11 protein-coding genes are annotated in these 12,645 nt (G+C 72.5%); 4 read left to right on the top strand and 7 right to left on the bottom strand.

Annotated elements, in window-relative coordinates:
* Positions 1-63: 63 nt before the first annotated feature.
* The 6 genes from SANBI_RS16070 to SANBI_RS16095 form a co-directional block, all read right to left on the bottom strand.
* Positions 64-1,767: a DUF7059 domain-containing protein gene (locus tag SANBI_RS16070; protein ID WP_319156805.1), complete on the bottom strand. Its 1,704-nt coding sequence runs from the start codon at positions 1,765-1,767 to the stop codon at positions 64-66.
* Between the two features lie 123 nt (positions 1,768-1,890).
* Positions 1,891-2,316, bottom strand: coding sequence for a hypothetical protein (locus tag SANBI_RS16075; protein WP_056127875.1), 426 nt, complete (start codon positions 2,314-2,316; stop codon positions 1,891-1,893).
* Between the two features lie 86 nt (positions 2,317-2,402).
* A complete protein-coding gene (locus tag SANBI_RS16080; RefSeq protein WP_319156809.1) occupies positions 2,403-2,849 on the bottom strand; it encodes a hypothetical protein in 447 nt (148 codons plus the stop codon).
* Between the two features lie 64 nt (positions 2,850-2,913).
* Positions 2,914-3,357, bottom strand: a complete 444-nt coding sequence (locus SANBI_RS16085; protein WP_179912484.1) for a hypothetical protein — start codon at positions 3,355-3,357, stop codon at positions 2,914-2,916.
* Between the two features lie 141 nt (positions 3,358-3,498).
* The gene (locus SANBI_RS16090; RefSeq protein WP_319156811.1) at positions 3,499-4,251 is read right to left on the bottom strand and encodes an endonuclease/exonuclease/phosphatase family protein; all 753 of its coding nucleotides are present in this window, start codon (positions 4,249-4,251) and stop codon (positions 3,499-3,501) included.
* 209 nt (positions 4,252-4,460) lie between these two features.
* Positions 4,461-6,767, bottom strand: coding sequence for a sodium-translocating pyrophosphatase (locus SANBI_RS16095; RefSeq protein ID WP_319156813.1), 2,307 nt, complete (start codon positions 6,765-6,767; stop codon positions 4,461-4,463).
* 204 nt (positions 6,768-6,971) lie between these two features.
* On the opposite strand from SANBI_RS16095, the gene SANBI_RS16100 reads away from it, so the two are divergent.
* The 4 genes from SANBI_RS16100 to SANBI_RS16115 all read left to right on the top strand — a co-directional run bounded on the left by SANBI_RS16100 (position 6,972) and on the right by SANBI_RS16115 (position 11,039).
* Positions 6,972-7,691: an RNA polymerase sigma factor gene (locus SANBI_RS16100; RefSeq protein WP_319156815.1), complete on the top strand. Its 720-nt coding sequence runs from the start codon at positions 6,972-6,974 to the stop codon at positions 7,689-7,691.
* A complete protein-coding gene (locus tag SANBI_RS16105) occupies positions 7,688-8,980 on the top strand; it encodes a hypothetical protein (RefSeq protein WP_319156817.1) in 1,293 nt (430 codons plus the stop codon). Before SANBI_RS16100 ends, SANBI_RS16105 begins: the two co-directional genes overlap by 4 nt.
* Positions 8,981-9,093: 113 nt before the next feature.
* Entirely contained in the window at positions 9,094-9,783 is a 690-nt protein-coding gene (locus tag SANBI_RS16110) for an RNA polymerase sigma factor (protein WP_319156820.1), read from the top strand.
* The gene (locus tag SANBI_RS16115) at positions 9,780-11,039 is read left to right on the top strand and encodes a hypothetical protein (RefSeq protein WP_319156821.1); all 1,260 of its coding nucleotides are present in this window, start codon (positions 9,780-9,782) and stop codon (positions 11,037-11,039) included. Before SANBI_RS16110 ends, SANBI_RS16115 begins: the two co-directional genes overlap by 4 nt.
* Positions 11,040-11,219: 180 nt before the next feature.
* Here the strand turns inward: SANBI_RS16115 and cobA are convergent, their stop codons facing one another.
* The gene (gene cobA / locus SANBI_RS16120) at positions 11,220-12,644 is read right to left on the bottom strand and encodes a uroporphyrinogen-III C-methyltransferase (protein WP_319156823.1); all 1,425 of its coding nucleotides are present in this window, start codon (positions 12,642-12,644) and stop codon (positions 11,220-11,222) included.
* Position 12,645 lies beyond the last annotated feature (1 nt).

Here is a 12,645-nt window from a genome sequence, read left to right on the forward strand (position 1 = left end):
CCCGTCCGGCGGTCAGGCCGCGCCGGCCCGTCTGGCAGTGAGGCTGCCGCGGACGGCCGGACGTCACCCCGCGTCTCGGACCAGGAAACCGTCCCGGACGAGGTTGCGGACCGCAGGCAGCAGCTCGGCGGCCAGCTCCGCGCCGGACACCTCGAAGATCGTCGCGATCGCCGCGACGATCTGCCCGACGGAGAGCTCGCCGTCGCACGCCCCGACCAGGGCCGAGAGCGAGGTCGACGCGTGCACGCCCCGGCCGAGCCCGTCGCCCTGGCGCACGATGACGATGTTCGGGTCGGCGGCGCCCGGCGTGTAGAAACGCTCTTCGGTCACGTCGGCCGCGACCACGAGCCTCTGCTGCGCGAGGGCCTCGTCGTCGAGGGTCTCGAGCCAGAGGTGCGCGGCGAGGCTCGCCTCGAGGTGCGTACCGAGAGGCTGGCGGACCGATCCTGTGTGCTCTTCGAGACGCCGCAGCGTCACCTCCTCCCCGGGGAGGGGCTTGCGCAGCACGAAGAACCCGAAGCCGATGGCCTCGACGTCCCGGGACGCGAAGTCGTCGAGCCACGCACCGTAGGCGCTCGCCCAGGCCTCGGGCTCACGCTCCGGGGTGGTGCCACCGTCACGGATCCAGGTCTCGGCGTACTCGGCCGGGTCGAGGACCTCGCGCTGGACCACCCAGCCGTCCAGGCCAGACTCGTCGAGCCAGCGTCCGACCCGCTCGGTCCACGCCTCCCCGGCGCGGTGCTCCCAGTTGCCGAGCATCTGCGCGACCCCGCCGGGGGCCAGGACCGCTCCGACCCCGGTGACGAGGTCGCGCACGAGGTCGTCACCCGAGCGTCCGCCGTCTCGGTACTCGTAGGTCGGGATCTCGCCGGGGCCCGCTGGTCGGTCGGCTGCGTCGCGCCCGGGCTCCACGGACCCGGCGGGCACGGTGCGCGGGGTGATGACGAAGGGCGGGTTCGAGACGACGAGGTCGAACTCTTCGCCGGCGACGGGGTCGAGCATCGACCCGAGGCGCAGGTCGAGCTCAGCCCCGTCGAGGGCGGCGTTGAAGGCCGCGAAGCGCAGCGCACGCTCGGAGATGTCCGTCGCGACGACGGTCTGGGCGTGACGCGACGCGTGCAGCGCCTGGATGCCGCAACCTGTGCCGAGGTCGAGGACCCGGGCTCGCGGCGACCGGCCTGTCACCTGGGCGAGGGTGATCGACGCACCACCCGCACCGAGGACGTGGTCGCCCGAGAGCCGGGTGCTCGTGGCGAGCTCGCCGAGGTCTGAGGCGAGCCACCAGTCGACAGGACCACGGGCGTCGTGCGCGGAGTACGGCCGGAGGTCGACGAGCGGGCGGACGACCGGCCCAGCAGCGGTGAGGTCGGTGGGGTCGTCGAGGGCGACGAGGCCGAGCTCCTGCGCACCGGCCGACCCCAGGCCCGGGAGTGCGGCGTCGAGGTCACGGGCCGGGACCTCGCGCCCGAGCACGAAGAGCCGCGTGAGCGTGAGGACCGCCGACCGTGCCGGGACCACCAGGGCCGCCGGGGCTGCCGGACCAGAGGGCGAGGCACCTGAGGCATGGGTCGCCGCGGGCACCTGCGGTGCGCTCGCCCGGAGCGCGGGCAGCGCCTGCTCACGGTGCAGGGCCGCTGCGGCGACAGGGCCGAGCGCGTCCTCAACACCCTCGACAGTGAACCCGCTGGCCTGCAGGTCGGCCCTGAGGAGGGCGACGAGGGCCGGGTCGGTCGAGGGGCCGGGGGCGCTGTGCGTGGTCGGGCTCATGGCAGCAATGATTCCTCATCAGAGCAGACCACCCGAGCGCGTCGCGGCCGGCAGACGCGCAGAGGGCGGCTCCCCTGTCGGGGAGCCGCCCTCTGTCAGTCGGTCACGCCGGGACCTGGAGGATCAGGCCTCGCAGTTCTCGTCGTTGAAGGTGGTGACGCGGTCGCTCGCTGCGGTGACCTCGTCAGAGTTGAGCTCGGTCGTGAGCTCCATGAACTTGGCCTGGTCGTCGGCGTCGGTGAGGTCGAGGTCCTTCATGCCGTCGTTGAGCTTCTCGACGGACTCGACGAGGACGTTCCAGTCGTCCTTGATCTCGTCCGGGGCGTCGATGTCCTTGACCTTCGTGACGATGTCGTCGAAGGCAGCCTTCATCGCGTCGGGGTCGTTGGGGTCGATGTCCTGGGCGAAGTCGCCGGAGGAGAGGGCCTCGCCCTCCTTGCAGTAGTCCTCGAGGGACCCGCCGCTGCTGCACCCGGCGAGGAGGCCGAGGGCGAGGACGGCGGCCGTGGAGGTCGCGAACAGGTTCTTGGTGTACCGGCGTGTAGTCATGCGTCCATAGTCGGGGGGCGTCGCTCACAGCCGCAACTCAGAATCGGGGCACTAGTCCCCATCCGCTGCGGATCTCACCCGGTCGCTCAGGACGCGCAGTGCTCGGCGACGTAGTCCTCGACCTCGGCCGTCGCCGCGTCGAGCTCGTCGGACCTGAAGCCCTCGACCGACGCGAAGTACTCCTGCTGCGCCGCCTCGGAGGACCAGTCGACGCCGCGCATCACCTGGACCTGGTCTTCGCTCGCCTGGAACACGGTCGTCCACGCTGCGGAGATCTCGTCCGGCGGCTGGATCTGCTTGGCGTCCTGCACCATCGTGTCGAGGGCCGTGAGGACCGATGCGACGTCGGTCGTGTCGACCCCGTCGAGGAACTCGGCCTGGCTGAACTGCGCGTAGTCGGCGCAGAACGCCTCGTCCGAGCCTCCGGCCTGCTGGTCGTCGCCGCACGCCGAGACCGAGAGGGCCACCGCACCCGCGAGCACGACGGAGGCCAGGGCCCTGGGGCGAGACGCGCGCGGTCTGGAGGGTGTCATCTCTCTATGGTGCGCGGCGCAGAGCACCCTTCCAAACCGGTGCGCGCCGCGCGCCAGCTGCTCCTCAGCCCGGCGGACGCGCCTCGTGCCCCTCACGGCCCGGGGTGCGGTTCTGCTCTTTCAGGCCAGCCTCGTAGACGTGCCTCCGGCCGCCGAGGAGCCTGTCGCGGACGGTCTTCTCCCAGCCGCGGAACCGCGTCCAGTAGCCGTCGTCGTAGTCTTCGACCACCTGGAAGGTCCAGCGCCCCTGCAGGACGTTGAGGCCCACCAGGTCGGCCCGGACCTCGTCGGCGAGCTCCTTGTGACCGGCCTCTTCGAGCTTGTCGAGGGCCTCGGCGAGCTCGTTGTCGGCGCGCCCCGTGAGCCTGTGGAAGGCGTAGAGCATGCCACGCGCCTGCTCGACGACCTCGAGCGCCGCGGTCACGCCGCCGACGGCCTCGACCGTCGCGTCGTCGACGCCCTCGGGTGGCAGGTGGTCGGGGGACGGGGTGTCGGGGTGATCAGCCATGCCCCATGGTCGGACGCGCCGTCGCGGCACGCACCCGGAACGCCTGTGCACGAGGGGCGCGTCGGCACGCGGCCCGTCGGTACGCGGCCCGTCGGTACGTAGCTCAGCGTGACGGCGGGGCCGTCCTCAGGGCCCAGACCCTCAGGCCCGGCGCACGACCTCCACGAGCAGCGGGAGGTGGTCGCTCCCCCGCAGCGCCGCAGGCGTGCGCAGGACCCTCGACGAGATCACCTCGAACCCGTCCCCGACGAGCACCCCGTCGATCCGCCGACGCGGCTTGGGTGCCGCGAAGGTGAGGCCCGGCGCATCGGGCACGGCGTCGTGCAGGAGCGTGCCGAGGGCCTGCCACGCCGGTCCACCCGGTTCTTCGTTGAGGTCCCCGGCGACCACGCACCGTGCCGCCCCGGCACGCTCGACGAGCCGCGCGACCTCGGCGCAGTGGTCCAGGCGCTCGCGGGCGTCGAGCCCGAGGTGGACCGAGACCACGACGACGTCGCCGAGGTCGACGAGCGCGCTCCCCCGCCGCGTCGGCCACGCCCGCAGGTCGCGCCGACGCCACCACCGCCAGCTGAGCGGTCGGCCGCGGCGTCGGACGACGGCGCCCTCGTGCCTGCGGGCAACGAGGAGCCCCGTCGTGTAGGCGCCGAAGGGGCTGCCTCCGGGGATCACGCAGACCGTCCCCGTCGCCGCGGCGAGGGCTCGCATCCGGCGGCGACCGCCCGTGAGGTAGCGGCAGGGCTCCTGGATCGCGACGACGTCGGGGTCGCTCTCGCGGATGACGTCGCGGACGGCGGTCGCGTCCATCTGCAGGCTCTTGATGTTGTAGCTGAGGATCCGCAGCGGCTGGCCGCTCGGGCCGTCTGACGGCGGGTGCTGGTCGTCGAGGTGGTCCATGCGGTCATGCTCGCCCTGCGCACCCGCCGCCGCAACCGCCGCGACCGCATGACCGCCGGCCAGGCGGCCAGGCGGCCAGGCGGTCGTGCTGGCGTGCGGTCGTGCGGTCGTGCGGTCGTGCGGTCGTGCGGTCGTGCGGTCGTGCGGTCGAGGCTGCTGGTCGGCCGGCCTGCGCCGACCGCAGCCGGTCAGCGGTCAGCGCAGGCCAGTCACCCGTCCTGAGGTCGTCGCGCAGCTCCCGCGGGTTCTTCGGTGAGCGACGCCGCGTCCACGCGTGCGGCCCGCAGGCGGCTCGCGACGATCGCCCCGAAGGCGATCAGCGCCGCCACGACCGCGATCCCGATACGCAGCGTGTGGTTCGCGTCGGCCGGGACGCTCATCGCGACCACCGCGGGCGCGACGAGCACCGCGACCAGGTTCATCACCTTGATGAGCGGGTTGATCGCGGGGCCAGCGGTGTCCTTGAAGGGGTCGCCGACGGTGTCGCCGATGACCACGGCCTCGTGCGCGGGCGAGCCCTTGCCGCCGTAGGCACCGTCTTCGATGATCTTCTTCGCGTTGTCCCACGCACCCCCGGAGTTGGCGAGGAACACGGCCATGAGCACCCCGGCACCGATCGCCCCGGCGAGGAACCCGGCGAGCGGACCGACCCCCAGCCCGAAGCCGACGGCGATCGGCGCGAAGGCCGCAAGGAGGCCAGGGGTCGCGAGCTCGCGCAGCGAGTCGCGGGTGCAGATGTCGACCACCCGGCCGTAGTCGGGACGCTCCTCGTAGGTCATGATCCCGGGGTGCTCGCGGAACTGGCGCCGGACCTCGAAGACGATCGCCCCGGCCGCCCGGGTCACGGCGTCGATGGCCAGCCCCGAGAAGAGGAAGACCGTGGCCGCCCCGAGGATCACCCCGACGAGGGTGACGGGCGAGATGATCGAGAAGCTGAGCATCGACGTGACGATCCCCGTGCTCGCGGCGTCGGTGACGTCGCGCAGCGCGGACTGGACGGCGTCGGCGTAGGAGCCGAAGAGCGCCGTCGCGGCGAGCACGGCCGTCGCGATCGCGATGCCCTTGGTGATCGCCTTGGTCGTGTTGCCGACGGCGTCGAGGTCGGTGAGCACCTGGGCGCCCTCCTCGTCGACGTCGCCCGACATCTCGGCGATCCCCTGGGCGTTGTCCGAGACCGGCCCGAAGGTGTCCATCGCGACGATGACACCGACCGTGGTGAGCAGCCCGCAGCCGGCGAGGGCCACGAGGAACAGCGAGAGCCAGACCGAGCCGCCCGCGAGCAGGAAGACCCCGCAGATCGCCGCGGCGATGATGCCTGCGGTGTAGACGGCGGACTCGAAGCCGACGCCGATCCCGGAGAGGATCACCGTCGCGGCGCCGGTCCGTGAGGTCGCGGCGACGTGCAGCGTCGGCTTGGAGGTGGTGCCCGTGAAGTACCCCGTGACCCAGAGGATGATCCCGGCGAGCACCACCCCGACGAGCACGGCGAGGCTCGCGACGACCCGCGGGTCGCTCGTGACGTCGGAGAGGTCGGCGGTCCCGGGCGACTCGGCGAAGGTCGCGGGCAGGTAGGCGAAGGCGGCGACGGCAGCGAGGACCGCGCCGAGCAGGGCGGAGACGTAGAAGCCGCGGTAGATCGCGCGCAGCCCGCTCTCCGACCCGCGCACCCGGGTGGTCGCGATGCCCAGCAGCGCGACGAAGGCCCCGGCCGCGGTGACGATCAGCGGGAAGACGAGCCCCTGCTCGCCGAGGGTCGCCTTGCCGAGGATCAGCGCGGCCACGAGCATCACGGCGTAGGACTCGAAGAGGTCCGCGGCCATGCCAGCGCAGTCGCCGACGTTGTCCCCGACGTTGTCGGCGATGGTCGCGGCGTTGCGCGGGTCGTCCTCGGGGATGCCCTGCTCGACCTTGCCGACGAGGTCCGCGCCGACGTCGGCGGCCTTGGTGAAGATGCCACCGCCGACGCGCATGAACATGGCCAGCAGCGCCGCTCCGAAGCCGAAGCCCTCGAGGACCGACGGCGCGTCGCCGCGGAAGAGCAGCACGACCCCGGAGGCACCGAGCAGCCCCAGGCCGACGACGGACAGGCCGACCACTCCCCCGGTGCGGAACGCGATGCGGGCCCCTTCGGTCCGGGCTCCAGGGTGCATCGCGGCCGCGGCGACGCGGAGGTTCGCCCGGGTCGCGAGCCACATGCCGAGGTACCCGATCGCGGCCGAGAAGCCGGCCCCGACGACGAAGGCGACCGAGCGGCCCACCCGGATGCTCGCGTCGCCGGGCAGCACGAAGAGCAGCCCGAAGACCACGACGACGAAGAGTGCGAGGGTCCTGAACTGCCGGCTGAGGTACGCCGAGGCCCCCTCCTGGACCGCGAGCGCGATCTCCTTCATGCTGTCCGTGCCCTCGGGGGCGGCGAGCACCTGGCGTCGGAGCACGACGGCGACGACGAGGGAGAGCGCCCCGATCACCGCGATCACGCCGACGATGACAAGACTGGTGGTTCCGAGCTCGAGCATCCGTCCTCCTTGACGACTGCACCGCACACGACGTCCGTCGCATGTGACGCCGATCACACTCGGTCGACGTAGCGGGCAGTCTACGCAGGCCGGACGGGGTGCGCAGGGGGACGCGCCCCAACGTTCTGCGGGCACGGTGCGTTGTGGAGGGGTGAGGGCACCGACGACTGTCGGCACCGGGCAGCAGGGACAGCAGGGGGACCGATGACCGACGAGCACGACCTGAGCAGGATGGTGCGCGAGCGCATCGGCGCGCTCACCGGCTACGCCTACCTCCTGTGCGGCAACGTCAAGGAAGCCGAAGACCTGGTCCAGGACGCCTTCGTCAAGGTGTTCAGCCGTCGTCGCGCGCCCGAGGCCGCGACCTCGGAGTCCTACGTGCGCCGCGCGATCCTCACCCTCTACCTCGACCAGTACAGGCGACGGCGACGGTGGTCCGGCATCAAGCACCTGGTGGGGGTCGTCGACCGCCAGGAGAGTGCTGAGCTGGCCACGAGCGCCCAGCTCGACGTGGCCGTGGCCCTCGACGCTCTCACCCCCCGACAGCGCGCCTGCGTCGTGCTGCGGTACTACGACGACCTCACCGTCCCCCAGGTGGCGAAGTCTCTCGGGTGCGCTCCGGGGACCGTCAAGCGGCACCTGTCCGACGCGCACCAGGCCCTCCGGGCGATCCTCGGCGAGGACGTCGAGCTCCCGGACGACTCTCCCGTCACGCTCGGTGCGTCCCCGGCTGTCGAGCCGGGCTCTGCGGAGCCCGACCAGACCGACGGCGGCTCCGCGGACAGCGGTGGCGACCAGTCCGGTCGCCACGACCAGCCCGGCGCCGGAGACCACGCACGCTTCGCGCCACCTATCACCGCTGCACCGGAGATCGACCGCGCTCCTGCGCACCAGACCAGCCCGACGACAAGGACACGACAGTGACCCGCACCCTGCGCGACGACCTCGGATCCCTGGCCTCTCTCGGTGCCTCGAGGGTCGACCCCGACGCGGCCTCCGAGAAGGTCCTCGCGACGGTCCGGCAGCGCAGGCGGCGCAGGCCCGTGCTGGTCACCGGCGCGACGGCAGCCTGCCTCGCCGTCACCGCGACGGGCGCCCTCGCCGCACTCCAGCTGTTCCGCGACGACGACGCACCTGTCGTCGCCCTCCCGGACGACCCGCGCGGCCAGAGCATCAGGACGCTGTGCGGGCAGCCCGCGCCCGACTACCTCGAGGCCACGGCGTCCCCGTCGATCATGTACTCCTTCGCCGCGGACCGTCCCGCCGCGGTGGGCGACCTCGACGGCGACGACATCACCTCTGGTCCGCTCGACGACCGGCCGTTCTCGACGACCGAGCCTCTGCCGACCCTCTACGTCAACATCCGTGCCGACGAGGTGGAGCGCACGGTCGTCGGCCCGACAGGCTTCGTGCTGGTCAAGGACGGCGTGGTCGTCGCGACCCCTCCGGCGAGCCCGACGACATGGTCGAGGATGCAGACCTCGCTCGACGCGGACAGCGTCGCGGTGCTGTCGAGCTGGGGCGTCGAGGCCTGCGGTCAGGTCTCCCGGCCGGGTGCGTACGAGCCCGGGACCTACACCGTCTACGGCATCACCCGCGTCGAAGACCCTGACGCGCCCAGTCCTGCCACCTGGCCCGAGATCGGCGACCCGGGACTCGTCGTCGGACCAGCGCTGAGCATGACGCTCGCAGAGACAGACGACGGTGGTGTCGTGAGGTACTTCGGGAACGCGGCCGGGACGATGTCCGAGGGCACCCCCACCGGCGCCGGCGCTCCCGACGGCTCGGCCACCGGGAGCCCGGAGGCCGCCCTCGACGAGTCGTCCGCGTCGCTCGACTGGCCCGCCGACGTCACGCCTGCGGTCCAGGCCGGGACCGCGACAGCCCAGAGCGTCGTCTGGTTCTCGCCGATCGCCGGGTTCGGGGCCCGGAGCCAGACCGACAGGATGGACGCCGCTATCGTCCAGGAAGCTGCCTGGACGACCCTCGAGCACATCGGCTACGCCCCTGGAGAGCACGTCCTCCCACTCACCTGCCAGCCCGAGGCCGCGGGCACCCTCGCCGGGGTGTCGCCGACAGACGACCTGCAGCTCACCCTCGGGTACGCCGTGGCCTTCGAGACTCCCGAGGACGCCGCACGGTTCGTCGACCTTTTCACCGAGGCCTTCGGCTACGCGCCGGTCCAGGTGGACGGCGAGGCTGCCTGCGGCTGACCCAGCAGCGCGGGCGGCATCAGCCCACAGCGAGTCACCCAGAACTCACCCCCACTGTTCTGCCGACCCCGAGCGTCATGATGTGTGACAGCAACACCAGGACAGGGGACGAGATGGACGACTGGGAGCACGACATGGGAGAGCTGGTGCGCACTCGGCACCGAGCACTCCTGGGGTACGCGTACCTGCTGAGCGGGAACGTGCGCGACGCCGAAGACCTCGTGCAGGACGCGCTGGTGAAGGTCTTCTCGCGGAAGTCCGCACCGCAGCCGCACGCGGCAGAGGCCTACGTACGACGGGCGATCTACACGATCTACCTCGACGGGTACCGCCGCCGGACGCGCTGGTCGCGGATCAGGCACCTCACCGCGAGCGCCGACCGTCAGGAGAGCACGGCGCCTGCGACGGGCGACCAGGTCGACGTGGCCGTCGCCCTCCAGCGGCTGTCGCCGCGGCAGCGTGCCTGCGTGGTGCTGCGGTACTACGACGACCTCACCGTCCCGCAGATCGCCGACGAGCTCGGCATCGCCGAGGGGACGGCCCGCCGGCACGTCGCCGACGCGCACGCGGCGCTGCGCGGTCTGCTGGCCGACCTCGCACCGGTCCCCGCAGGCAGCGGGCGTGCGGCCAGCGCTGTGGGCGACGAACGGTTCGCTCCCTCGCTCCCTGGAGCCTCGCCCGGCACACCGGGCACGTCTGGTGCTTCTGCCGCCCTTCGAGCACAGGAGGATGCGCCAGGAACTGGCGCACCACCCACCAGGACAGACCACCCGACCGACGACGAGCCGAGGAGCCACCGGTGAACGACGACCTGCGTACCACCTTCACCCGCGCTGCGGACGACGCCGTCGACGGAGCCATGCCTGCTGAGCAGATCCGCCGGGCGGCTGCCGAGCGCATCCGAGCGAAGCGTCGACGCCGACCCTTCTTCGTCGTCGGTTCTGCCGTCGCCGGGCTGACGCTCGTCGGCACCGGCGCCTTCGCCGCCGTGCAGCTGTTCGGCGACGACAGCGCTCCGCTGCCTGACGTGATCGGCTCTCCGCAGCCTGGCTCGGCCCCGAGCGAGACGACCGCACCCGCCGAGCCGACCTCAGAGCCCGCCGAGACCGAGGCGCCCGCCGAGCCCACGGCTCCGACGGAGCCAGAGCCGTCCCAGCCCGCTGCCCTGCCGCAGGCGGACCCGACCGCCGTGTTCCCGGCGTGCGGTGCCGTGGTCACTCCTCCGTCAGGCAGCCCGGACCTCGGCTTCAGCCCGACCTGGATCGAGGGGGCTGCGGGCGACAGCATCACGGCGACCTTCTGGAACCGTTCCGGCGACGGGCTCGCCGGAGTCGTCTCGACGCACCTCACCGCCGTCGCGGTCAAGGACGGCGTGGTCGTCGGGTGGACCGAGCAGGCACCGACTGCGACGACCACGCCCTTCGACCTGGGTGACGGCTTCCCGTCGGAGGTGTCCACGACCGGCCCGCTCGCACGCACGCTGTGCACGGACGGCACGACCCCGCTCCCGGCAGGGCGGTACTCGATCTGGGTCTCCCAGACGGCCACGGTGACCGAACGCATCCCCTACGACGAGTCGTTCAACCCCGGCGCCCCGATCACCACCCCTGAAGAGCTGGTGGTCACGGGCGACGTGGCGTCGCTGTGGATGGACGAGCAGGGACAGGCGGTCCCGAACCCTGGCGTCGCCGCCGGGTGGCCCGCGCAGATGTCGCATGACGTGGCGTTCCGCGGGGACAGCCGCCCGGACGAGACGATCGTGTGGATCGCGGGCAGCGACCGCGAGTACCTCGCAGACGTCGACCCTGCCCTGTACAGGCCGGCGAACCAGGTGCTCGACCTCGGATACCTCGACCCCGAGGTGCCGTTCAGGTGTCAGCCTGGGGCTGACGCCGAGCTCGGCATCGGTGGGGCCGACGGCGCTGGGTCCTCGGGCTCGGGCATCGGCGTCATCTTCGAGACCCGCGAGCAGGGCGAAGCCTTCGCCGCACTCTGGGAGCCGCTCCACGGACCTGTCCTCGGAGTGGTCACGATGGCTGTCGGCTGCGACTTCAGCTGACCGAACCCGCCTGAGCGTGACCCCGAGATCACCCTCATCCCCCCGAGGTCGTACGGACACGCCAAGATCGCGGTGGTCAACCCGCAGAACGGCGTGTCTGTACGACCTCGTGGGTGCAGGGACGACCTCGTGGGTGCAGGGACGACCTCGTGGGTACGGGTACGACCTCGTCGGACAGGGTCAGGCGCGTGCGACAGCGGCAGCCGCCTCGCGGAGCTGCTTGCGGCTCGGCGGGGCCTCGGCAGCGCGACCTGGCGCGGCCGGGTCGAGGAAGCCCTCGCGGGCGACCTCGCCGACCACGATGACCCCGGTCGACGTGAGACCGGCTGCGTGGCATGCGCTCGCGAGGTCGGCGAGCGGGGCGCGGACGACCTGCTCCCCCGGCAGGGTCGCCCGGACCACCACAGCCGCGGGTCTGCTCGGCGCGGCACCGCCCGCGAGGGCCTCGGCCACGATCCGCTCGATGCCCGCGAGCCCCATGAGCATGACGACGGTGACACCCGGCGTCGCGAGTGCCGCGAGGTCGAGGTCGGTCAGCCTGCCGTGGCCGTTGACCACGTGCACCCTGTCGGCGGTCCCGCGGTGGGTCACCGGGATGCCGGCGACCTCCGCCGCCGCGACGGCCGACGTGATGCCCGGCACCACCTGGACCGGCACGCCGGCGGCCCGGCAGGCGAGGACCTCTTCACCGCCGCGACCGAAGAGGAAGGCGTCTCCGCCCTTGAGCCTGACCACCCGCAGCCCTGCTTGCGCACGGTCCACGAGGATCTGGTTGATGCCCTGCTGCGGGACCTGGTGGATGCCCGGGCTCTTGCCGACGTGCACCACCTCGACGTGGTCGGCGAGCTCGGTCAGCACGGCCGTGGGCCCGAGCCTGTCGGCGACGACCACGTCGGCCTGCGCGAGGAGCGTGCGCGCCCTGACCGTCATGAGGTCGGGATCGCCCGTCCCACCGCCGACGAGCGCGACCGAGCCGGGCTGCAGGACCGTGGGACCGAGCAGCGAGAGGTACCCAGGACCCGTGAGGTCAGCAGGCTCCCCAGCTGTCCCGGCCCCACCGGCAGCACCGGCAGCACCGGCAGCACCGGCAGCACCGGTCATGGCACCAGCCCCGCCAGCTTCCCGGCGCACCGCGCCGAGGTCGACCTGTCCGCCGCGGACGAGGGACACCAGGCTGTCGCGGACCGCAGCGACCCGTCGCGGGTCCGCCGACCCTGACGAGACCACCGCGAGGACCATGCCCGCGACGTCTGCGGTCGCCGGTGAGCGGGCCGAGCCGAGCGTGACGTCGGAGGACACGACGCAGAACACCCGCTGCGCGTCTGCCTGACGGGCCAGCATCGCGTCGGCGTCGGCGTCGCCCGTGCAGGCGTGGACGAGCCAGCAGCCGTCGACGTCGCCAGGCTCCACGGTCCGGTCGAGGAGCGTCACCCGTCCGGCCGCAGCCAGGCTCCGCAGCTCGTCGGTCACCTCCGGGGCGACCACGACGACGACTGCCCCACCGTCGAGCATCGTGCCCACGCGGCGTGTGGCCACAGGGCCACCTCCGGCGACGAGGACCTGCCGACCAGCCAGGTCGAGCCCGAGCATCGTGGGCGCGTGCACC

This window comes from Sanguibacter biliveldensis (assembly GCF_033798665.1).
Classification (GTDB): domain Bacteria; phylum Actinomycetota; class Actinomycetes; order Actinomycetales; family Cellulomonadaceae; genus Sanguibacter; species Sanguibacter inulinus.

What these genes read in the sequence shown, in the direction of transcription:
- SANBI_RS16100 (WP_319156815.1), top strand. Translation starts at nt 6,972, where the DNA reads ATGACCGACGAGCACGACCTGAGCAGGATGGTGCGCGAGCGCATCGGC.
- SANBI_RS16070 (WP_319156805.1), bottom strand. Translation starts at nt 1,767, where the DNA reads ATGAGCCCGACCACGCACAGCGCCCCCGGCCCCTCGACCGACCCGGCC.
- SANBI_RS16085 (WP_179912484.1), bottom strand. Translation starts at nt 3,357, where the DNA reads ATGGCTGATCACCCCGACACCCCGTCCCCCGACCACCTGCCACCCGAG.
- SANBI_RS16075 (WP_056127875.1), bottom strand. Translation starts at nt 2,316, where the DNA reads ATGACTACACGCCGGTACACCAAGAACCTGTTCGCGACCTCCACGGCC.
- SANBI_RS16095 (WP_319156813.1), bottom strand. Translation starts at nt 6,767, where the DNA reads ATGCTCGAGCTCGGAACCACCAGTCTTGTCATCGTCGGCGTGATCGCG.
- SANBI_RS16090 (WP_319156811.1), bottom strand. Translation starts at nt 4,251, where the DNA reads ATGGACCACCTCGACGACCAGCACCCGCCGTCAGACGGCCCGAGCGGC.
- SANBI_RS16080 (WP_319156809.1), bottom strand. Translation starts at nt 2,849, where the DNA reads ATGACACCCTCCAGACCGCGCGCGTCTCGCCCCAGGGCCCTGGCCTCC.
- SANBI_RS16110 (WP_319156820.1), top strand. Translation starts at nt 9,094, where the DNA reads ATGGACGACTGGGAGCACGACATGGGAGAGCTGGTGCGCACTCGGCAC.